Raw genomic sequence first — 22,635 nt, 5'->3', positions numbered from 1 at the left:
CTAAGGCGTGTATTACCAGCCTGAGTTCAGAAACTTAGTAATGATTCAGGTTAATTCCTGCTTCTTTAGCCATTGCTTCTAACCCTTTGATTTCTAGGGTTTTGATGGCTTTGGTAGATAGCTTCAGTTTTACCCAACGATTTCCACTTTCCCACCAAACACGCTTGGTTTGCAAATTGGCGTGCTGAAGGCGTTTGGTACGGCGGTGAGAGTGAGAAATTGCAAAGGCGTTATTTGCCTTTTTACCAGTTAATTCACAGCGACGAGACATAGCAAGTTTCTCCAGATTGCTTTGATTTTATTACAGCCTTTCTATTTTAGGGCTTAGGTGGGGAGATGGGGAGATGAGGAGCAGGGGTGCAGGGGTGCAGGGGTGCAGGGGAGATGAGGGAGATGGGGGATAAAGAAAATTACCACTGACCACTGACCACTGACAAATGACAATTAACTCCTAACTCCTCACTCCTCACTCCTAACTTACTTGCTAGCTTGTTCTGTCAGCTTTGTGAGTACTTCATTTGAGCGTTCGACAAAGGATTTCATTCCCTCAGCATCAAAGCCTTTTTGAGACATCAGCGCTAAGTCGTAGACGTGTTGGCAAATCATATTCACTAATTGGGTTGTTGGTGACTCGCCATCACCTTGAATAATACTACCTTGGTTGAGATTGGCTAGATTTTGAATCAGGGGATGGGCAGTATTCACTAGCAAAATGTGGTCTTCGGGAAACTCTACATTCTGCTGTTGCATCATGGCGTTCATCTCCCGCAGGCGACGCAGAATTTCTGGAAGCAATACCATCGCTGGCGGTGTACCTTGAGGATCGTCTGACTTTAATGCTTCGGTGCGAATGTTGACTTTGGGTTTGTTGAGGGCTTTCTCAAATAATTCTTTGATTACCTCTGTGCGGGTTTTGTTGGTCTTGGGGTCAACTATTTCGCTGGCTTTGTCTTTATCCAGCAGAGTATTATCTAAGTCAGAGTCTACCCGCGTAAATTTGACATCTTGATATTCCCGCTCTAGGAAGTTGATAAAGTGAGTGTCGATGAAGGAGTCCATAAACAGGACTTCTAAACCTTGGTTTTTATGTAATTCTATGTAGGTCGCTTGTGTTGCTTCATCGGTGCTATAGAAAACGCGGTTTTCGTGGCGTTCTTTATTACGTTCTAAGTATTCTTTGAGGGTGGTATAGGGAGTAGTGGATATTGCATCCTGGGAGTTAGCAGTGACATCTTGCCAAACATCCCCTTCTTGAGACTGTACCTCAACTGCTGGAGTCTCGGCAGCTTTTTGGGCAATTTTAGCGGTGCTACGAAAGATGATGATGTCTTCGACTTGTTTTTTAAATTTCTCGTCGTTGAGAACACCGAATTTGACAAAAGTGCCGAGATCCTTCCAAGCACTGATGTATTGTTCGCGGTTGTCGCGGTAAAGTTCTTTGAGGCGATCGCCTACTTTCTTAGCTATATAATCGCCGATTTTCCGCACGGTGCGATCGCCTTGTAATGCACTACGCGACACATTCAAGGGTATATCAGTACTATCAATTACACCGCGCATTGGCGTGAGAAATTGCGGGATAATTTCTTCGCAGTTGTCGCTGACAAAGACTTGATTGCAAAATAGCTTGATTTGCCCTTTTGTCACATCGACATCTGGCTTCATTTTGGGAAAATACAAAATCCCGTTGATGATAAAGGGATAGTCTGTATTTAGATGCACCCACAACAGTGGTTCTTCTTGAAAAGGGTATAGGTAACGGTAAAATTCTAAATACTCTTCTTTGGTCAGGTTGTTAGCAGACTCTCGCCAAGGTGCTTTTTGCTGATTTAAAACTTCACCTTCCAGTTTGATTGGTACTGGCATGAAGTCGCAGTAGGTCTTGACAAGATTTTTAATACGTGCTGATTCTAAATATTCTTCTTCGTCTGGTAGGAGAGTTAAGGTAATGGTAGTGCCGCGAGTGGTGCGGGATGATTCTTCTAGGGTAAAGGCTGGGGAACCATCGCAACTCCAATGTACAGCTTGCGCCCCTTCTTTGTATGAAAGAGTGTCGATTTCGACTTTTTGCGCCACCATGAACGAGGAATAGAAGCCAAGACCAAAGTGACCGATTATTGGTTGGTCTGATTTGCCTTGGTACTTCTGAATAAATTCTTCGGCACTAGAGAAAGCAACCTGATTGATATATTTCTTAATCTCCTCTGCTGTCATGCCGATGCCGTTGTCAGAGATGGAAACGGTCTTTTTATCTTTATCAATGGCAATTACAATTTCTGGTTCACCGATGTCTCCCGCATATTCCCCAGCGCGAGATACCATGTTCAGCTTTTGGATTGCATCTACAGCGTTGGATACCAATTCTCGCAAGAAGATTTGATGGTCTGAGTAGAGCGACTTTTTGATAATTGGGAAAATATTCTCAGTATGAATACTGATAGTGCCTTGTTCTAGCATGATTGGTAATCTTCAATGTGACTAACTGAGATTATCATTATGGCAAATACGCCCCAGCCCTCTAAAAGCAGAGGTAAACTCGGAGAATGTAGGGAGCGTGATACCAATTAGGATTTTAATGGCATAGCTGAGGCGATCGCTTGTTTTTTCAGCACTGTTTGCCCCATAGGGATGATTCGGATTTCCCTACCAGTGGTATCTAGTTACAATTTGTTAAGGATTTTCAAGCGATCGCTCAGTGTCTTTGTGCCTTTGTGGTAAAAAATTTACTCTTTAACCACTAAGACACAAAGACACCAAGGTGAATAGGTAAAAATTTGACCCAATTTTCTGGGATTTTTACTTGCTTTGAAAGGCTAGGTAGACTTTGCCCACCATATCTAGTTTTTGCTGAGCAAAGCTTACGTCTATTTAAAAAATTAAATCGTAGTCCTATCGATGCAAGATATAAATTAAACAAAAGGAAAAATAATTTTAAAAATAGCAATTAATATAAGTCTACTTTGCCGTAGTGCAGATGGATCATGCTTAATATAATTCCAGAGAAATATTGCAGATATCCAGCTTTTTTTTAACTTACTTGGTGACTCCAAGGCTTTAAAAGTTAAGTATTTGTAAAGGTAAGCAATACTATATCTTTTTAAATGAGATAAAGATTCAGCTTTCTGATTACTAAAAGCACGTTCAATCACTTTTAGAGAAGCAGCTTCTTGTATTTTCAATTTAGTAGACATCGAGTTGGGAGATACTCGATATAATATTTGAGCTTTTGGTACAGCTACAAATTCGTAAAGAGCAGCTAGCCTTAACCACATATCCCAATCTTCAGCCGCAGGAAGTGTTTCATCAAAACCACCAACTTCTTTTAGCGCTTCAGAGCGAACTAAGGGGTTAGAACCATTTTCTAATAAGTTGCGTAATACAAGCTGTTTATAAACATCTCCTGTGACAGTGATGTGTGTGCCTGATTTTAAAAATTTACCTTCAGTGTCAATATAATTAGTCCAGCTATAAGCAACAGCTGCCTTTGGATGCTCTTGCAATGCTTTAAGTTGAGATTCAAGTTTATCAGATGTCCAAAGATCATCAGCGTCTATAAAAGAAATAAAGTTTCCTGTACAGTGAAATAAACCGCGATTACGGCTAGCAGCTAGACCCGCATTCTGATAAGAGAATACCTTTAATCGGTCATCTTGTATACTTTCAATAATCTCTAATGTCGAATCATTAGAACCATCATTGATAAGTATAAGTTCTATATTTGTAAAAGTTTGGTTTAAAACTGATTGAATAGTCTCTTTAACAGTTTTTTCTCCATTATAAACAGGAATAATAACAGATATTTGGTTTAACATTTTTTTGGCAATATTCAAATTAAGAAGTTTTTTCGTATCCTAAAAAAGTACTTGTATTAGAAAGTTTAGGAAATTTATTCAACAACTGCTGAGCCAATTGAGAAGGCAGTACAGTCATTACTGTAAGTTTTAAAAATGCTTTAAAAATAACAGGTTTTAGTACCAGAGAAGGGTCACTTTTGATGGCTGTTGCTAAAATTCTAACTGCTTGTAGAGTTTTTTGCTTACCTGGGGTTACGTCTAGAACTTTATAACTTAAGTATTTATATAGGTTAGCAATACTATACTTTTTCAAATACTGTAGAGATTCGGCTTTTTGGTGAGCAAAAGCTTGTTTAATAACTTGGAGATTAGATTTTTCTAAACCCAATATGTCCGAGGACATCGAATTGGCAGAGATGCGATATAAAATTTGTGGTTCTGGAATGACAATAAAATGATAATTGGCTGCTAAGCGTAGCCATAAATCTGTATCTTGTGCATTGGTTAGTGACTCATTAAAACCCCCAACTGCTGTAAAAGCACTCTTACGTATCATGACGTTGGAGCCGCTACCAATGAAATCATCTAGCAATAACTTATGATAGACATCTCCTACCCATTGAACATAAGAACAAGGACGTAAAAATTTACCATTCTCATCTATACAATTAGTCCAACTATAAGCTACAGCAGCTTCAGGATGTTTTACTAAAGCTGTATATTGAGCTTCTAGTTTGTTGGGTGTCCAAATATCATCTGCATCTAAAAAGGTAATAAATTCACAGGAAGAATGTTGAACTCCACGATTACGATTTACAGCCACGTTAGCTTTAGGGTAAGAAAAGACTCTTATTCGCTCATCTTGAATTTGCTCAATCATATCTAATGTTGAGTCTGTAGAGTTAGCATTGATAATGATTAGTTCAAAATCAGCTAATGTTTGCTGTAAAACAGAGCTGATAGCCAATTTAATAGTTTTTTCACCATTGAATACGGGAATGATTACAGATATTATTGGCATAATTTATTCATGATTTGTAGAAAATATTTTGTTTTAATGTAGACGCGTAAGCGGTGAAGCAGTACGGTCTTGGGGTTTCCCCAAGTGAAGTAACTGCTGAACCCGAAGAGCTTGCCGCAGGCTACCGCAGAGACGCAGAGAACGCAGAGAGAATTAAGGTTACTATATCAGGTCGATATTTTTTTGAAAGACTTATTTAATCTAAGTTTCAATAGATAAAAGGGGCTAATAAAAGTAGTCAAAAGTCTTTCCATTTCAATCGCTGCGACTAAATCACTTTTGAGTACTCCGTAATAACGAATAAAATGTAGTATTAATTTACGGAAGTCATTAGCTAGATATATAAAAAATACAAATGGTTTTTGCCAGTTTTTAATTAGTGACATCCGCAGATGATAACGGCTCAAACCAATACCACGCATTAGGGAAATTAAGTATTTTTTTTCTAATCTCCAAGATGGGATAATATGTTCTATTTCCATTGTTGGACTATACCAAATTTCCCAGCCGGCTTTATGAATGTAGGATAGAGCTTCTGAATCTTCTCCAGCTAACATTGATGAACCAACTCTACCTACTAGTAAAAGATGCTGAGGGACATGATCTTGCCATACTTGACGACGCACTACTAAACCTGCTCCAGGGGGAAACCCTTTTTTTTGCGGTTCATATAAAAGTGGTTGTGAGCCTCTTTCGTTAATAGCAAGATAAAAAATAATTTGTTTAAGGTGTTCTGGAGATTCAACTTCAAATAAGCCATGAATTTGGCTACCGTATGCACCTGCTTTGGGATGTTCTTTGCCAAATTTGTATGCTGAGATTACCCAGGTGGGTGCAGGTAAATTATCATCATCTAAAAAACCAACAAATTCACCTTTTGCTTCTCTAATGCCTTTACTTCTGGCAAAAGCTAGTCCTTGTTCACTTTCAAAACAGTAGCGTAAGGGTGCATGGTTAGACCAGCTAGCTTGGTAATTTTGAATTAGTTTTGCTGTATTATCGCTGCTGTTATTATCAACAACCAGAATTTCCCAATTTAACTGTTCTACATCCGTTTGGGTCTGTAATCGCTCAAGAACTTTGGATAAGCGGCTTTCTCCATTGTAAGTAGGGATGACTACAGTAAAATCAACGCACATTATCAACAAAGTATTAAATTCAAAAGATTCTGGTTTTATTATGCCCAGTCTGGAGTCAAAAATTTAATACACTTAGAATTTATATAAACAATAGTAGAGGCGTACAGCTGTACGCCCCTACCCATATATTTGTATCAGGTTTTTCATGAAATGGTATGATTTTGGTTTAGCGGCTATTCATGAATAGCCGCTACAGTGTGTAGTTTTGTGTATGTTTTAACTTTTTGTTGTTTACAGTTCAGATGACGGTTCCAAGAAGTTTCCGATAGTTTGGAGAGTTGTCACCTTAACGGATAATTTTTTAGTAAAAGTCAGACCTTTTTCACCTTTGTCGATGATGATCGTATCGCCAGAGATAAAAGTGTTTTCTAATAACTTAGTGGCGAGGGGGTTTTCTACTTGTCGCTGAATTGCTCGTTTCAGTGGACGCGCACCATAAACTGGGTCATAGCCTGTTTCTACTAAATAATCACAAGCAGATGCAGAAATTTCAAAAAAGATTTTTTGCTCTCTAAGAAGATTTTCTACTCGCTTGAGTTGAATGCGGATGATGTGGCGCATTTCCGAGCGACTGAGCGTATGGAAGAGAATGATATCATCAACACGGTTGAGAAATTCGGGGCGAAAATGCGATCGCAAAGCATCGGTGACACGATCGCGCATCATGTCATACTTGGTATCATCACCAGATACATCTAGGATATGTTCGCTACCAATGTTACTGGTCATGACAATCACAGTATTACGAAAATCTACCGTTCTGCCCTGTGAGTCAGTAATCCTACCGTCATCCAATACTTGTAACAAAATATTAAACACATCTGAGTGTGCTTTTTCCACTTCGTCTAAAAGTACCACTGAATAAGGATGACGGCGAACCACTTCCGAAAGTTGACCGCCTTCTTCGTAGCCTACATATCCTGGGGGCGCTCCTACTAGACGAGAAACCGAGTGTTTTTCCATATACTCGGACATATCCAGGCGTACCAAGGCATCATCAGAATCGAAGAGAAACTGAGCTAAAGCGCGGGCAAGTTCAGTTTTACCCACACCTGTAGGCCCCATGAACAAAAATGAACCAATGGGGCGAGAAGGGTCTTTCATTCCCGCACGGGCGCGACGAATTGCTGCTGCTACTGCTGCTACGGCTTCTTCTTGCCCAATGACACGTTCATGCAAATGGTGTTCTAGTTGCAACAATTTTTGCCGTTCCGATTCCAAAAGCCGATTTACAGGGATTCCTGTCCATTTAGCAACGATTTCGGCAATATCAGCTTCAGTGACTTGTTCACGCAGCAAAGTAGAACCAAGGCTTTGAATTTTCAAAAGTTCCGCTTCTTTGGCTTCGCGATCGCGCTGCACTCCTTCCAATTTGCCATACTTTAGCTGGGCAGCTTTATTTAAATCATAAGCACGTTCTGCTTGCTCGATTTGCACCCGCAAAGCATCTTCTTCTTTCTTTAAAGCGCTGATGGCTTCCAATAGCTGTTTTTCACCTTGCCATTGTTCATTGAATTGGTGCTGTTTTACGGTTAAAGTCGCGATTTCTTGCTCTATTCGCTCTAAACGTTCTCTGGTTGGGGAAATAGTTTTTTCTTCTCCAGCCAATGACAGCTTTTCCATTTCTAACTGCATCAAGCGGCGGTCGATAGCTTCTAATTCTGCTGGTTTAGAAGTAATTTCCATTTTCAACTGTGCGGCTGCCTCATCCACCAAGTCAATAGCTTTATCTGGCAAGAAGCGGTCGGAAATGTACCGTGCTGACAAAGTTGCAGCTGCTACCAACGCCGAATCAGAAATTTTGACGTTGTGGTGGACTTCGTAGCGTTCTTTCAACCCCCGCAAAATAGAAATAGTATTTTCCACGCTGGGCTGGTCTACAAATACTTGCTGAAAGCGACGTTCTAGGGCTGCGTCCTTTTCAATGTGCTTGCGGTATTCATCCAAGGTCGTCGCCCCAATGCAACGCAGTTCTCCCCGCGCCAGCATAGGTTTGAGTAAATTTCCCGCATCCATCGCCCCTTGTTGGCTGGAACCAGTACCAACTACGGTGTGCAGTTCATCAATAAATAAAACTATGTTACCGTTAGACTCCGTAACTTCCTTGAGAACTGCTTTGAGACGTTCTTCAAATTCTCCCCGCAATTTAGCTCCAGCAATCAAACTGCCGATATCTAAAGATATGAGTTTACGGTCTTTGAGAGATTCGGGAACATCGCCATTGACCATCCGCTGTGCCAGTGCTTCGGCGATCGCGGTTTTACCTACCCCAGGTTCACCAATTAATACAGGGTTATTTTTGCTACGTCGCGACAAGACCTGAATTACCCGACGAATTTCTTCATCTCGCCCAATCACCGGGTCGAGCTTTCCAGCTTTTGCCTGTTCTGTCAAGTCCCTACCAAATCTTTGTAAGGCTTCATACCGAGACTCTGGATTTTTATCTGTAACCTTTTGCTTACCACGAACAGCTTTCGTTGAGCTTTCCAGCTTGGTGATGTCCAGGTTAAAACTTTTGAGTACCCGCCGTCCGATTCGTTCATCTTCAGCAAAAGCTAAGAGTATGTGTTCCACGGAGATGAGGGAATCTTCCATTTTCACTCTTAGTTCCTCAGCTCGGTCTAACATCACATCCAAGCTGCGACCGAGGTAAAGTTGGTCACTTTTGCCAACTTTCGGTTGACGTTGGGTAAAAGCTTCTAGTTGCTGTTGCAAGCGTAGCGGATCAGCCTCCGCTCTGGCTAAAATTCGTATTGTTAAACTAGTCGGCTCTTGTAACAGAGCAATCATTAAATGTTCAACATCTAATTGCTGTTGTTGATATGCACGGACTATATCCTGAGATTTAACAATTGCGTCCCAGGCTTGATCAGTAAATTTATCGGGATCTGTAGGCTGCATCTTTATAATTTTGGATTTTAGATTTTGGATTTTAGATTTGAAGTTTAGTGTAAAAATTGGTTAGTGAGGAGAGCTAAAAACTTTCTATGCTCAATTGCAAGCGACTTTTTCACGATACAGGAAGTTCGCGTATAACAGAGGCGTTCCTATAGTCTAGAGTAGACTGAAAATTGCATACTTCATCCTTGATACTTGATTCTTTTCCAGAGACTACTCACCAAATAATTATCGAAACACTATTAGCCTGTATCAGCATGTATCTGCGGTTACAATTTGAGATGAGTAATTGGCGATCGCTTGAGCAACTACCTATTCCTTAATTTAAAACGAAAACACCATTCCGATATTACTGAGATTGGGAATGGGGAACTCGGGGCCCCCTCTGGGGATAAGGGGCAATGGGGAATTGGGCATTGGGTATGGAAAATGGGAAATGGTTATTTTCCCTCATCTCCCTCATCCCCCCTGCTCCCCTGCTCCCCTGCTCCCCTGCTCCCCTGCTCAAGAGCTTACTGACTCACAAGTTGTTCTTGTGCTTCCGATTTCTGGGCTGATCCTTGAGTTCCTAGTTGAATCAGTTCAACTTTGTAACCATCTGGATCTTCGATGAAAGCAATTACTGTGGAACCATGTTTCATTGGCCCTGGTTCCCGTACTACTTTACCACCACGATTTTTGATTTCCTCACAGGTAGCATAAATATCATCAACACCAAGGGCAATATGACCATAAGCATTACCTAATTCGTATTTGTCTACCCCCCAGTTGTAAGTGAGTTCTAGCACTGTGTTGTTGCTTTCATCGCCATAGCCGATAAAAGCTAAGGTAAATTCTCCTCCTGGATAATCTTTTCGCCGCAGTAATTTCATTCCCAGGAGTTCGCAGTAAAATTTCAAAGACTCTTCAAGGTTGCCTACCCGCAGCATTGTGTGTAGTAATCGCATAATGATTTTTTGTTGTGCCTTTGTAAATATGGATTTCTGCCAATCAATATTTTACAGAAGTTACCCGCTTGCCTAAAATTTATAGTTTGTGCATCTAACAGCAATTCACCACATATCTGGAAATCTTCTTTAATCTCAGTCGAGAAAGTCCTCTGAAAGCCTATGCTAGCGATTGGGTTCATTTACTGGACTGTATACGCTCAACAAGTAAGAACGCCCTTAAAGAAAGGAAAAACACAGATGAGTAACATTCTAGATACTGCCATTGAAGCGATCGCTGCCCGCGAAATTCTGGATTCACGAGGTAGACCGACAATTGAAGCCGAAGTGCATTTAGCCAATGGTGCTGTGGGACTAGCACAGGTTCCCAGTGGTGCCTCTACGGGTACTTTTGAAGCCCACGAATTGCGTGACGGCGATAAAAGTCGTTATGGAGGCAAAGGCGTACTCAAGGCGGTACAAAATGTCAAGGAGGTATTTACCCCAAAATTGTTAAACTTGGATGCCCTCAACCAAGAACTCATAGACCGGACAATGATTGCCCTGGATGGTTCTGGCAACAAATCCAATTTAGGTGCTAATGCGATTTTAGCGGTTTCCCTGGCAGCCGCCAAAGCTGGTGCTGAGGCTTTGGCAATTCCTTTGTATCGCTACTTAGGTGGCCCTTTAGCAAATTTGTTACCTGTACCGTTGATGAATGTGATTAACGGTGGGGCACACGCTGCCAACAATGTGGATTTTCAAGAGTTTATGATTGTCCCCATCGGCGCATCTTCTTTTAAGGAAGCGTTACGCTGGGGCGCGGAGGTGTTTGCTACTCTCAGCAAAGTTTTGGATGATAAGGGTTTACTGACAGGCGTAGGCGATGAAGGCGGCTTTGCTCCTAACTTGGAGTCCAATCAGGTAGCTTTAGAATTATTGGTGGCTGCCATTGAAAAGGCTGGTTACAAACCAGGAGAACAAGTTGCCCTGGCGCTGGATGTCGCAGCTAGTGAGTTTTACAAAGATGGGCAATATGTTTACGATGGGAAACCACATGCTCCTACAGAGTTTATTGATTACTTAGGGCAATTGGTTGATCAGTATCCCATTGTGTCAATTGAGGATGGGTTACACGAAGAAGATTGGCAAAATTGGCAATTGCTGACCCAAAAGTTAGGTTCACGGGTGCAGCTGGTAGGCGATGACTTGTTTGTAACTAATGCTATACGCTTGCAAAAAGGTATTGAGCAAAAAGCTGGTAACGCCATTTTGATTAAACTCAATCAAATTGGTTCACTCACCGAGACTTTGGAAACTATTGATTTGGCAACTCGCAATGGTTTCCGGTCAGTAATTAGCCATCGTTCTGGTGAAACCGAAGACACAACCATTGCTGATTTAGCCGTAGCCACCCGTGCAGGTCAAATCAAGACAGGTTCTCTGTGTCGTAGTGAACGAGTGGCAAAATACAATCGCTTACTACGCATTGAAGATGAACTAGGCGATCGCGCCCTGTATGCTGGTTCTGTGGGATTAGGGCCGAAGTAAAGGCAGGGGGGCAGGGGTGCAAGGGAGCAGGGGAGCAATGCCCAATGCCCCATGCCCAATGCCCCATGCCCCATTACGGATAAAATCCCAACTTGGGCAACCCCAAGGTTTCATCCCAGCCCATCATAATGTTCAAACACTGAATTGCTTGACCTGCCTGACCTTTTATCAAGTTGTCAATGGCTGACATGACAATCACACGGCCAGTGCGTGGGTCAACTTCTACACCGATATAACAAAGATTGCTGCCACTTGCCCACTTGGTTTGCGGATATACGCCACTTTCGCAGACTCTCACCCAAGGAGAATTACGGTAGAAAGCTGTGTAAATTGTGTGTAAGTCATCTCTGACTAATCCAGGGTCGCGCAGTGTGGCATATACGGTGGCTAAAATCCCACGTACCATTGGGATGAGATGGGGTGTAAATTGAACTGTGACTTCGTGACCCGCTAAATTGCTGCATATTTGCTCTATTTCAGGGGTATGGCGGTGACGAGCGACATTGTATGCTGCTAATGAATTATCTGCTTCAGCTAGCAATAAGTTGACTTTGGCTTGTCGTCCGCCGCCAGATGTACCAGATTTAGCATCAATGATGGCGGTTTCTGGCACGATTAAGCCTTGCTTAAGAAGCGGCGACAGTGCTAGAAGGCTGGCGGTAGGATAGCAACCAGGACAGCCAATTAGTTGTGCTTCGGCAATGCGATCGCGATAAAGTTCTGGTAATCCATACACTGCTGTGGCGGCAATGGCACGATCGCTTCTTTCGGTACCATACCATGTGGTGTAAGTTGCCAACTCACTAAATCGATAATCCGCACTCAAATCTAGTACTTTACGTCCTTTTTCCACCAGTTTCGGTGCAATTTGGCAAGCCAGACCATTGGGTAAAGAGAGAAACACTACTTCACAACGGTCAGCAATGATTTCCGGTTCTACAGCCTCTATTGGCAAGTTCACAGCATGAGCTAAATGTGGGTAGAGATCCGCAAAGGATTTTCCCGCACTACTCTCACCGCCTAAATAAACTAGTTCGACTTCTGGATGTTCCATCAGTAATCGCACTAGCTGTACTCCGCCATAGCCTGACGCGCCAACAATTCCAACAGGTACGCGTCTTGAATTGCCCATGATTATGAAATCCTTATCCGTTTTTGGTTAATTCGTTATCAGTTATCAACTAAGTAGGTCGGCAAAATAAAGTTAACTTGTCAAGACCATCATTTGTGAGCCACAGCGTTGGCAAGGCAGTCCGGTGAGGTAGCCTTTGCAAGTGGCGTCATTCTTCATTGGTAAGGTTTTTAGATATTTTTACACCTTTGTACAGAGTTATATTTATTCCTGCTTACCTACTTGTCAGTTACCAGACACAAGGTGCAAAAAGCACCATTTAAACAAGCTGGAGTATTTGTAGCTCCAAACTTGGGTTACGGCGATATTCACACTCTCACCAGCAAGATTATCACCAGTTTCTGAGCTTAGGAAATTTCCTGTGAGGACAGAAGCTCATCTGATATTTCTTTATGCAAATATTGGCGGTTGTAGCTGGGAAAAAGGGAAATTAGGACTTACGCAAAACAATAGCCGCACCAAGACGAGGGCTACCTCACCGCATTGCTTCACCTCCTGCCTTTTGCTGATCGCTACACTTTAGTACTCAACGCCAATTTTAGCGATAGAAATTTCGCCATGATATCAAATCATTGCTAGTCTACTTCTGTGCCGTATAAACGAGCTACAATTTAAAAGAAGAAATTGTTAAAAAAATTTACTTTTGGTAGCCGGAAATCCTCTGTGTCAACGCCTAAACCTACACCGCAGTCTCATGCTACTCCCCCCAATGGGGAAGATGCTCGCTTGAATGTGGTTCCTGAATTAGGAAACACTACTGACAGCGCTCACTCCTCAACTCAAAGCTTTGAATTTGATTCGATTGATGCTGCTTTAGCAGATTTGAAAGCAGGTCGCGTCATCGTTGTAGTCGATGACGAAAATAGGGAAAACGAAGGCGACTTAATTTGTGCTGCTCAATTTGCTACACCCGACACGATCAATTTTATGGCGGTGGAAGCAAGAGGGCTGATTTGTCTGGCGATGACTGGCGATCGCTTGGATGAATTAGACTTACCCTTAATGGTGAGCAATATTACAGATACTAACCAGACCGCTTTTACAGTTAGTATTGATGCAGGCCCCCATCTAGGTGTAAGTACTGGCATCTCAGCAGAAGACCGTGCCCGGACTATCCAAGTTGCTCTGAATCCAGCTACAAAACCTCTAGATTTACGTCGTCCTGGTCATATTTTCCCCATTCGGGCGAAGGAAGGAGGCGTACTCAAACGGGCAGGACATACGGAGGCGGGCGTTGACTTAGCACGATTAGCAGGGCTGTACCCGGCGGGGGTGATTTGTGAAATTCAAAACCCCGACGGTTCAATGGCGCGGTTACCCCAGCTATTTGAATATGCTCGCAATCACCAGTTAAAAATTATCAGTATTGCCGATTTAATTAGTTATCGTTTACAACACGATCGCTTGGTGATCCGCGAAAGTATTGCCGAATTACCTACCCAGTTCGGTCACTTTCAAATCTACGCTTATCGCCACACTCTCGATGGCTCGGAACATGTTGCCATTGTCAAGGGCGACCCCGCACATTTCCAAGATGAACCGGTGATGGTGCGGATGCATTCAGAATGTTTAACTGGTGATGCTTTGGGTTCTTTGCGTTGTGACTGTCGAATGCAACTGCAAGCAGCACTGAAAATGATTGAAAGTGCTGATCAAGGTGTGGTCGTTTACCTGCGACAAGAAGGACGAGGAATTGGCTTAATTAATAAGCTCAAAGCCTACTCGTTACAGGATATGGGACTGGATACAGTCGAGGCAAACGAGCGCTTAGGATTTCCCGCTGATTTGCGCGACTACGGTATGGGAGCGCAAATGCTCATGGATTTAGGTGTGAAAAAGATTCGCCTGATTACCAATAATCCCCGTAAAATTGCGGGGGTTAAAGGCTATGGGTTAGAAGTAGTCGATCGCGTGCCTTTGTTGATTGAGGCAAACGATTACAATTCTTATTACCTAGCAACAAAGGCGAAAAAGCTCGGTCATATGCTGTTACAAACCTATTTAGTAACAGTAGCGCTTCACTGGCAAGATGACCCGCAATTGGTGACGAAACGCTATGAGCGTTTAGAAAAATTGCGTCATCTTGTGAGGAGTTATGATTTATTGTTGCAAGAAGAAGCGCGTCCTTTGGGTCTTGCTTTGTTTGACGAGCCATCATTGACAGTACACTTGGGTTTTGACCAACCAAAAGTGGCAAGTTGTGATTGGTATAAGCAAAGTAATCATCCTTACTTGCAAGCAATCTTCCAAATTCTGGATAAATTAGCAGCTTTTCCTTACATCCAAAAGCTAGAATTTCTGATTTCTTCAGGTAGCGATCCTCTGGCTAATTTGCAAGTCCAACTTGATCGGCAGACTTTCTCTTTAGATGTGCTACCTTCATCAATTAGCGATCGCTTGGAGAAACAGCAAATTTACAGCTTTAGTAAATGAAAGTGCTGAGTGAGGAGTGAGGAGTTAGTTGTCAGTTGTCAGTTGTCAGTTGTTATTCCCTATCTCCCTCACCCCCCTCATCTCCCTCATCTTCCTCATCCCCCCGCTGCCCGATAAACTGGACTTAGTTGCCGAAAAGTATGCAGTAAGTTGAGGAATTTATCAAAATCAAAATTTACTGGGTCAATTTTTTGACCTGAACGATCTACTTCTTTGTGCGTAGTGATGCGATCGTCTGGAACTTGACTTTGAGCAATTAACCAAGCGAGTGAATTATATTGAGCTTGTGTGTAACCACTGTGAAATTTTATGTTATCTCCACGACCATCTGGGGGAGTTTCTAAAGAAACGTGGTAAGCAAAATTATTGACTGATGATGCCAAATTCGGGTTAGTCTGCACAGTCTCAGGCCCATCAATACCATTAAATACTGAATTTGCTGCTCCAAAAGCGCGTTTTTCTGGCGGGACTAGATAAACAATCGTTCCATCAAGCTTAATTAAGGTGTGGTAACTCGCTTGAATACTTTCATTCTCTTCATGGGGTGATTGAAAAAAATTAATAGCACTAGAGGCGGAATAACCAGTTTCGTGAAGGACAATAATCGCTTGATTTTTTACGGGTATACCATTAACATCTTGGGCATACCGTTCTCCATAGTTGCTTGGGTGTACTGAGGCAATTTCATATGGTGGTCTGTATTTTGCAAAAGCTTCAGTAGTTCTGTATCTTCCAGAAACTTTATTCTTTTTAACTGGGGATTTGAGCAGATTTTGGGATTTGCTAGCTTGGTTTTTTGATTGTAAATCTATTTGGGGATATTGGTTTACAATTGGAATTTCTGGATTTGATATTATTGTATTATTTGTTGGATTATTTGATAGTTTTGTGCCTTTACCTGCAAACACTGCCAAAATCAAAGCAGTGAACATTAGAGAAATAAATAGTACCCTAGTTGCCCAGTCTCTAAACTTCATTTTTTTAGTATTTATAAAATCGTTAAAAATAAATTTGTTTATTAATTTTACTCACAAAGTAAGATAGTAATACTATTTGAAAGTGCTATTATGTTAGATATTAATTTTAAGTATTTCCTCTTTCTTGTGGACTATTTCAGCTATATATTTATGTCTCTATATTGTTGCTTCAGATAGAGTGGATATAAGAGTGAAGCTGTTATGGAGTGAAATTGTATTAAGACTTAAATATACTCTATGAATTCTTGGCGTTCTCTACGTCTTGGTGGTAGCCTACCCTGTAGGAACACCTAACAGTGAACGGCAAGCTGCTGCTCTTAGAGTTCTGCGAAGCAGTAACCAGGATAATTTTTTTCTTAGAGTTCACCAATTACTTATGTACCAGGTAAATTTCGTAACTGCTCATCTAAATGAGTGCGATCTGCCAAAGCATTTAACAGTGGCCCATGCAAAGTAAATTCTACAACACTGACTGACCCCACAGGGCATCCTAAACGAAAACGAAAACGTCCTACATCAATTCCCAACAAACTACACAAAATTATTCTGATAGTTGCTTTGTGAGAAACTACCAAAACATTGCCATTGCTGTAGAGATGTTTGATTTCTTCAATTACCTGCATAGCGCGAGAAGCAATTGTGACTGCTATTTCTCCACCAGTTGGCGCATACCAAGCGGGATCGGCTGACCAGCGAATATAATCATCGTGATATTCTTGACTGATTACTTCTGGTGTTTTTCCTTCCCACTTGCCATAATTAATTTCCTTCAAACCATCCCGCAGTTGTGGTTCCATCCCTATTGCTGTATACAGAGGTTTTGCTGTCTCGATAGTTCGCTGCATAGGACTGCAAAAAATAGCACTCCAAGGAAGAGATTTGTATGCAGTAGCAAAAGCTTTTGCCATTTCTAAGCCTTCTGGGGTAAGTTCTGAGTCTATGGAACCGCAAAAAGCATTAGTACGGCTGCATTCTGTTTGTCCATGACGGAGTAAATAAAGATGTAGGCTCAAGGTTTGATCTCACGAAGTTTGAATTTGGAAGTTGACAGCAAGATATCACCCAACTAGAGTAACCTAATTTTAGGGAGTTATCGGCGGTAGAAATAATGTTATTGGAATTAAAGCGCATTCATGTTCCACCGGGACAAAGAGTGCTGCTATGTGATGTCACATGGCAAGAATTAGAAATCATTCTCGATGAATTAGGAGAACACCGTGCAACACGAATTGCTTATGACAAGGGAACATTAGAAATTATGGCACCACTGCCAGAACATGAATATGATAAGGAAATTATTGGAGATTTGATTAAGGCGCTACTAGAAGAACTGGATATTGAGTTTATGAGTCTGGGTTCTACTACTTTTAAAAACGAAGTTATAGCTCAAGCAATAGAACCTGACCTATGTTTTTATATAAAAAATGATTTCCAATTTGAGCGCAACCAGCGATTAGATTTAACAGTAGACCAAACTCCAAATTTAGCCTTAGAAGTTGATATCAGTGGTCGGACTCATCTGCATATTTATGAAGCGCTAAAAGTACCTGAAATTTGGCGTTTTTATCAGGGACAATTACAAATAAATATTTTACTAGATGGGGTTTATGTAGAATCTCAACAAAGCTTAAATTTTCCTAGATTTCCATTAATTGAGGCGATACCTGAGTATCTCAGGCAAAGTTTCACCGCAGACACAAATAAGATAATTAAAGCTTTTCGGCTTTGGGTGCAACAGCAAATACAACAGTTATAACTTCTTGATTTTTTACCGAGTTACCTTTTTGTAATCCTATTGATAATCAGCACATAAACTGGCTGTTCCTGCCTTAGCGATCGCTACTATAATCCAGCCAAAGAACATTGGATCTAATGGAATCATTAAAGTGCCTGCTAATACTGCACCAATGAGTATAGGTAATATCTGATTTGCAATTTCAAAAGTATCATTAGTCAAACTCTGTAAAGCTGGACAAATATATTGTCTAACGTCTTTTCTTTGAACTAATTCCTCAGCTTCATGTTGTAATTTTTCAGACCCACTTGAAAAGGCTCTAATCTGCGATTTATCCAAAGATTCGGAAAAAGATATCAATTCTACAGCTTTGATAACTTGTTGTTGGAAAGTGTCTATATTAAAGTTATCTAGTTCTGACATACTCAATTTCCTCAAATAATTTAGACGAAATTACAGCTAAAAATTTATGATTTATATCAATTCAACCTAGTCTTATAAATCAATTTTTTATGTAAGTGCTAGCTCTAAATCTAACTCTTTTAAAACTTCACTTATAGGAATAGCATAAGTTATTCCACAACCGTTACCTCCTCCCATATCTGTGCCTGCGAAAAGTAAACCAATTGCATAACCATCTTGATCTACAATAATTGAACCGCTATCCCCTCGCCGACTGAATGCTTTATTTCCATTTCCTTCAATTGTAATTAAGTTGTTAAATATACAATTATTTAGCTCTCGGTTGTAAGGCACTGGCACATAATCCATATCGTAGTCAATAATTTGCCCCCAAGTGAGTCCAGTTCTCCGTCCTACCTTGGCAACCATGAACTCATGAGAATCATCATCTACGACATTCTCAAACTCTTGTTGATTGTAAAAGCCTTTCAACGAACAAATACCACTGAGTTCACTTATTTGTCCTACAGCAGTATTTTTTACTGTGGCAGTGGCGGCATCAATAAAGTTCATCTCGCCAGTCTTGAGGGGAACAAACTCTTTTAAACTAGCAATCTGGTCTGTATCTTCTTTCCCATCATCTTCTCTTGCTGGTTGGATGATAGCATCACCAATTTGTGCATTATTAGTATTCGCTAAGACATGATTATTACTCAAGATTAGTAGTTCTGATTCACCCCGCTTTCTGACAAAGCACCCAAGAGTCCCTGTGCCAGCAAGTGGATCTGAATGAGATATAGATATTCCAATGCATAAAGGACGTTTATAATGTTGTTTTACCAAAGTTTGTGGATACACAGGGCCAGTAATTTGTACATTGATCTCTCCCTTAGCCATCTCCACAACTGGTTGAATCAGTTCAAGATGTGATTTGTCAGGTATGTGTATAGCAAGCTTGTAATTTCTTTTCCCGCTTAGGTGAATTCCTAAAGCTGGGGGTATAGGCAACGTTTCATTCCTATAAGAATACGATGAATAAGGCCTAATCAAATTCTGTCCAACTTTGTTAGTAGCAAGTTTTTTTAGCTCTTGGACGTTTTCCAGGTGCATGACTTTACTAGCTGATTGATTACTATTGAAGTAGGTCGGTGCGAATAAAGTTAACTGGTCAGGCCCGTCAATTGTCATTAATAAGGTTTTTCGATACGTTTACATTTCGTAATATAGTTGGGTTTATTCCTGCCTACCTACTTGGGTATAATATCTTGATAAAAGCCTTACCAGTGATTTAAGTATAATATCTTAAACAAAGGTGTTTTTATATAAAAAACTGTGGATAGGAGCGTGTGTGAAGCTTCTATCCACAATTCTAGTGTTATGATTTTTTCTAAAAATTTAATGATTTTTGATCAAAAAGCGTAAGCTGTACCAACAATTTCAGCTTCTACTACTACATTGTTCACTCTTGATGGTATATTAACATCCTTGGGTAGAGGTTGAGAGAGGTGAACTTTTACAGAATAACCATCTCCAGAGCGATTAATGCCCACACCTGTTAGCTCAGGTCTATCGCTAATTTTAGATAGCACTTCCTTTTTTGCTTCGCGGGCCTGCTCTTTGGTTGCTATTTGTTTGTGATTCATCTCATTTCACCTTTTGAGTAGGCTATTTGGAACAAAAGTTGTTAAGGATTTACAAAAGTACTGTTCAAAGCAAAAATACTTAGAAATAGATATATTTAGCCCTTTTGATAAATTTAAGGTAATATTGGGGTGCTACACCAAAGCAACAAAAAAGTTAAATGAATATAATCCATACATAACATAGGTTATAAAGTTTGGGGTAGTTGAAAAAATTGGGGTATCCCCAAACTTTATAGGGCTGTTTCTGGACTTGACTGATGCCTAGATATTCTTATGGTGATGAGGTGCGAAAGCGGGTGAGGCGTTTGTTGGAAGCGATACTCACCTACGTTGCTCAAGAATTCGAGTATGATCAAGCCCAAGAAACCAATTTTACATGGCAAACTCAGACTGATCTAGTTGTCAAGACAAAGTTGAGATATTTACAAGAATTGACAGTGCTAGATAAATACCCTGGTAATTTAAGCAAAGAACAAATCAGGGAAGCTTTGAGGCTACTGCAAAATTTCTTAGGAGTTCTAGAAGATATCCGCGTCCATCCTCGAGGTTCAGAAGACTGGTACTTCAAGTTGAAATTGTGGTCTAGGGATATAGAAAAAAATTTGGGACAGTTTGATATTGAGTGGGCTAACCGCCAACCAGCAAGGTCTAAAGCTAGAAAGCCTGCGGCTGTATCTGAAAATATGGCACAAATTGCTTCTGTAGAACCAAGCCACTACGAAAATATTTCTTTGAGTGGAGTGAAGAAGTTTTTTGGACAAGAAGACGAACTTCAAACTCTGCATCAAGTGTTGCAGCAAAATGACTCTATTGATACGACCTACATAGAAATTGCCTCTTTACAAACAACCTGCTACCAGAACATTCCTTTAAGTGGAGTGGTGAAGTTTGTCGGACGTGAAAAAGAACTGCAAACCCTGCACCAGATATTACAGCAAAATGACCGGGTAGCGATCGCGGCGATCGCTGGAATGGGCGGTGTTGGTAAAACAGAACTTGCACTGCAATATGCAATCACCTACCGCGAAACCTACAACGGTGGTATTTGCTGGTTGTTTGTCAGAGTTGGGGATGTAGGGATTCAAATTGTGCAGTTTGCTAGAACCCACTTTGACGTTAACCCACCAGAAGACTTAGATTTACTCGCACAAGTACAGTACTGTTTTTCGCGTTGGTGTGATGGTGATGTGCTATTGGTGCTAGATGATGTCACTGACTACCAACAAGTCTACATTTACCTACCACCGTCATCTTCTCGATTTAAGGTTTTGATTACCACACGTCAGCACTTGGGACGCATAGCACAACTATCCTTGGATGTGCTGCAACCAGAGGTAGGGTTGGAGTTATTAAAGTCTTTACTCAAAGAAACACCAGAGCGAATTGAGCGAGAATTAACTGTAGCAAATCAATTGGCTGGATGGCTTGGATATTTGCCTCTGGCTTTGGAGTTGGTGGGGCGATATCTGGCGCGAAAACAGGATTTAACTTTGGCAGAAATGTTGCGGCGGTTGCAAAAAAAGCGGCTAGAACAAGCTGCCCTTGCTGAACCAGAAGCTGACATGACTTCACAAAGGGGTACGTTAGAAGCTTTTGAATTGAGTTGGCAGGAATTAGCAGATGCAGATAAGCAACTCGGCTGTTTACTGAGTATATTTGCTGCCGCCCCTATACCTTGGTATTTAGTAGAACAGTGTTTACCAGAAAAAGACGAGGAAGAAATAGAGGAAATTAGAGATGATAAGTTGTTGAATTTGCATTTACTCCAGCGAAAGGCTGAAGGAATCTACCAACTGCATCCGCTAGTGCGCGAGTTTTTCCAATATAAGCTTACAGGTTTAGAGCAAGCAGAAGAATTAAAGCGATCGCTTTGTCGGGTAATGGTAGCAGTTGCAAAGGAGATTCCTCAAACTCCAACCCTTGAGGAAATCACTGCTGTTTCCCCTGCAATACCTCATATAGCTGAAGTAGCAAATCGTCTCATTGAATACGTCAGTGATGATGATTTAATTTGGACATTTATCGGTAACGCTTCGTTTTACAATGGTCAAGGATTGTATGACAAAGCAGCGCCTTGGTTTGAGCAATGTCTAGAAGTTACCAAAAAACGCTTAGGAAAAGAACACCCAGTTGTCGCCAATAGCCTCAACAACCTAGCGTTACTCTACAAATCTCAAGGCAGATACAGCGAAGCTGAATCCCTGAACATCCAAGCTTTGGCACTTAGGCGTAAGGTGCTACCAGAAGAACACCCAGTTGTCGCCAATAGCCTTAATAACCTAGCGTTACTTTACAAATCCCAAGGTAGATACAGCGAAGCTGAACCTCTTTACATCCAAGCTTTGGCACTTAGGCGTAAGGTGCTACCAGAAGAACACCCAGCTGTCGCCACTAGCCTCAACAACCTAGCAGGACTCTACTACTCCCAAGGCAGATACAGCGAGGCCGAACCCCTTTATATCCAAGCTTTGGCACTCAGACACAAGCTGCTAGGAGAGGAACACCCAGATGTCGCCACTAGCCTCAACAACCTAGCGTTACTCTACCAATCCCAAGGTAGATACAGCGAAGCCGAACCCCTTTACATCCAAGCTTTGGCACTCAGACGCAAGCTGCTAGGAGAAGAACACCCAGATGTCGCCACTAGCCTCAATAACCTAGCGTACCTCTACTATTCTCAAGACAGATATAGCCAAGCTGAACCACTGTACATCCAAGCTTTGGCACTCAGGCGTAAGCTGCTAGGAGAGGAACACCCAGTTATCGCCGCTAGCCTCAACAATCTAGCAGGACTCTACGAATCCCAAGGCAGATATAGCGAAGCTGAAACCCTGTACTTACAAGCTTTGGAAATTTATGAACAACGGCTAGGAAAAAATCATCCCCAGACGATCGCAATCAAGGAAAATTTGACAAGTTTCTTAGAAAATCGCAACTTGAGTAATTAAATCATAGAGGCGTATAGTAATACGCCTCTACAACTA

General features: G+C 41.3%; 18 protein-coding genes and 1 pseudogene. 6 read left to right on the top strand and 13 right to left on the bottom strand.

The genetic code is table 11. The annotated features are described in order from the left end of the window. Positions 1-34: 34 nt before the first annotated feature. From rpmB to clpB, 6 genes are all read right to left on the bottom strand, one after another. Positions 35-271: a 50S ribosomal protein L28 gene (gene rpmB / locus I8748_RS16745; RefSeq protein WP_096556637.1), complete on the bottom strand. Its 237-nt coding sequence runs from the start codon at positions 269-271 to the stop codon at positions 35-37. Positions 272-477: 206 nt separating this feature from the next. Continuing rightward, positions 478-2,457, bottom strand: coding sequence for a molecular chaperone HtpG (htpG, locus tag I8748_RS16740; RefSeq protein WP_198125702.1), 1,980 nt, complete (start codon positions 2,455-2,457; stop codon positions 478-480). Between the two features lie 452 nt (positions 2,458-2,909). Beyond that, positions 2,910-3,830, bottom strand: coding sequence for a glycosyltransferase (locus tag I8748_RS16735; protein ID WP_225896440.1), 921 nt, complete (start codon positions 3,828-3,830; stop codon positions 2,910-2,912). Between the two features lies 1 nt (position 3,831). Further along, on the bottom strand, positions 3,832-4,815 hold the full coding sequence (locus I8748_RS16730; protein WP_198125701.1) for a glycosyltransferase: 984 nt from the start codon (positions 4,813-4,815) through the stop codon (positions 3,832-3,834). A 167-nt stretch (positions 4,816-4,982) separates the two neighbouring features. After that, a complete protein-coding gene (hpsE, locus tag I8748_RS16725; RefSeq protein WP_198125700.1) occupies positions 4,983-5,954 on the bottom strand; it encodes a hormogonium polysaccharide biosynthesis glycosyltransferase HpsE in 972 nt (323 codons plus the stop codon). A 231-nt stretch (positions 5,955-6,185) separates the two neighbouring features. Further along, on the bottom strand, positions 6,186-8,855 hold the full coding sequence (clpB, locus tag I8748_RS16720) for an ATP-dependent chaperone ClpB (RefSeq protein ID WP_198125699.1): 2,670 nt from the start codon (positions 8,853-8,855) through the stop codon (positions 6,186-6,188). Positions 8,856-9,025: 170 nt separating this feature from the next. Here clpB and I8748_RS16715 point away from each other — a divergent pair, with 170 nt between their 5' ends. Then, positions 9,026-9,175 carry a hypothetical protein gene (locus I8748_RS16715; RefSeq protein ID WP_198125698.1) on the top strand — a complete coding sequence of 50 codons (150 nt, stop codon included), beginning with the start codon at positions 9,026-9,028 and terminating at the stop codon, positions 9,173-9,175. A 189-nt stretch (positions 9,176-9,364) separates the two neighbouring features. Here I8748_RS16715 and gloA read toward each other — a convergent pair whose 3' ends face one another. Further along, positions 9,365-9,799, bottom strand: coding sequence for a lactoylglutathione lyase (gene gloA / locus I8748_RS16710; protein ID WP_198125697.1), 435 nt, complete (start codon positions 9,797-9,799; stop codon positions 9,365-9,367). A gap of 240 nt (positions 9,800-10,039) precedes the next feature. Here gloA and eno point away from each other — a divergent pair, with 240 nt between their 5' ends. After that, positions 10,040-11,329, top strand: coding sequence for a phosphopyruvate hydratase (gene eno / locus I8748_RS16705; RefSeq protein WP_198125696.1), 1,290 nt, complete (start codon positions 10,040-10,042; stop codon positions 11,327-11,329). 73 nt (positions 11,330-11,402) lie between these two features. Here eno and argC read toward each other — a convergent pair whose 3' ends face one another. Continuing rightward, positions 11,403-12,461: an N-acetyl-gamma-glutamyl-phosphate reductase gene (gene argC / locus I8748_RS16700; RefSeq protein WP_198125695.1), complete on the bottom strand. Its 1,059-nt coding sequence runs from the start codon at positions 12,459-12,461 to the stop codon at positions 11,403-11,405. Between the two features lie 663 nt (positions 12,462-13,124). Here argC and ribBA point away from each other — a divergent pair. Then, entirely contained in the window at positions 13,125-14,894 is a 1,770-nt protein-coding gene (ribBA, locus tag I8748_RS16695) for a bifunctional 3,4-dihydroxy-2-butanone-4-phosphate synthase/GTP cyclohydrolase II (RefSeq protein ID WP_198125694.1), read from the top strand. Positions 14,895-14,989: 95 nt separating this feature from the next. Here ribBA and I8748_RS16690 read toward each other — a convergent pair whose 3' ends face one another. Both I8748_RS16690 and I8748_RS16685 read right to left on the bottom strand, forming a co-directional pair. Next, the gene (locus tag I8748_RS16690) at positions 14,990-15,871 is read right to left on the bottom strand and encodes an N-acetylmuramoyl-L-alanine amidase (RefSeq protein ID WP_198125693.1); all 882 of its coding nucleotides are present in this window, start codon (positions 15,869-15,871) and stop codon (positions 14,990-14,992) included. Between the two features lie 374 nt (positions 15,872-16,245). After that, positions 16,246-16,884 (bottom strand): histidine phosphatase family protein, encoded by a 639-nt coding sequence (locus I8748_RS16685; RefSeq protein WP_198125692.1) that lies wholly within the window; start codon positions 16,882-16,884, stop codon positions 16,246-16,248. Positions 16,885-16,979: 95 nt separating this feature from the next. Between I8748_RS16685 and I8748_RS16680 the strand changes: the two genes are divergently transcribed. Then, positions 16,980-17,627: a Uma2 family endonuclease gene (locus I8748_RS16680; RefSeq protein WP_198125691.1), complete on the top strand. Its 648-nt coding sequence runs from the start codon at positions 16,980-16,982 to the stop codon at positions 17,625-17,627. A 36-nt stretch (positions 17,628-17,663) separates the two neighbouring features. Here the strand turns inward: I8748_RS16680 and I8748_RS16675 are convergent, their stop codons facing one another. The 3 genes from I8748_RS16675 to I8748_RS16665 all read right to left on the bottom strand — a co-directional run bounded on the left by I8748_RS16675 (position 17,664) and on the right by I8748_RS16665 (position 19,651). Next, entirely contained in the window at positions 17,664-18,029 is a 366-nt protein-coding gene (locus tag I8748_RS16675; RefSeq protein WP_198125690.1) for a hypothetical protein, read from the bottom strand. Between the two features lie 87 nt (positions 18,030-18,116). Beyond that, positions 18,117-19,016: a S1 family peptidase gene (locus I8748_RS16670; RefSeq protein WP_214662597.1), complete on the bottom strand. Its 900-nt coding sequence runs from the start codon at positions 19,014-19,016 to the stop codon at positions 18,117-18,119. A gap of 401 nt (positions 19,017-19,417) precedes the next feature. Next, the gene (locus tag I8748_RS16665) at positions 19,418-19,651 is read right to left on the bottom strand and encodes a hypothetical protein (protein ID WP_198125688.1); all 234 of its coding nucleotides are present in this window, start codon (positions 19,649-19,651) and stop codon (positions 19,418-19,420) included. 257 nt (positions 19,652-19,908) lie between these two features. Between I8748_RS16665 and I8748_RS36280 the strand changes: the two are divergent. Both I8748_RS36280 and I8748_RS16660 read left to right on the top strand, forming a co-directional pair. Beyond that, a pseudogene (locus I8748_RS36280) lies at positions 19,909-20,268 on the top strand (hypothetical protein); the annotation flags it as partial. A gap of 261 nt (positions 20,269-20,529) precedes the next feature. Further along, complete coding sequence (locus tag I8748_RS16660) at positions 20,530-22,599, top strand: tetratricopeptide repeat protein (RefSeq protein ID WP_404800323.1); 2,070 nt, start codon at positions 20,530-20,532, stop codon at positions 22,597-22,599. The last annotated feature ends 36 nt before the right edge of the window (positions 22,600-22,635 follow it).

Origin of the sequence: Amazonocrinis nigriterrae CENA67 (assembly GCF_016056305.1) — a bacterium.
Taxonomy (GTDB): domain Bacteria; phylum Cyanobacteriota; class Cyanobacteriia; order Cyanobacteriales; family Nostocaceae; genus Amazonocrinis; species Amazonocrinis nigriterrae.
The sequence above is the reverse complement of the archived record's forward strand: the minus strand, read 5'-3'. Positions and strand labels throughout refer to the sequence as shown.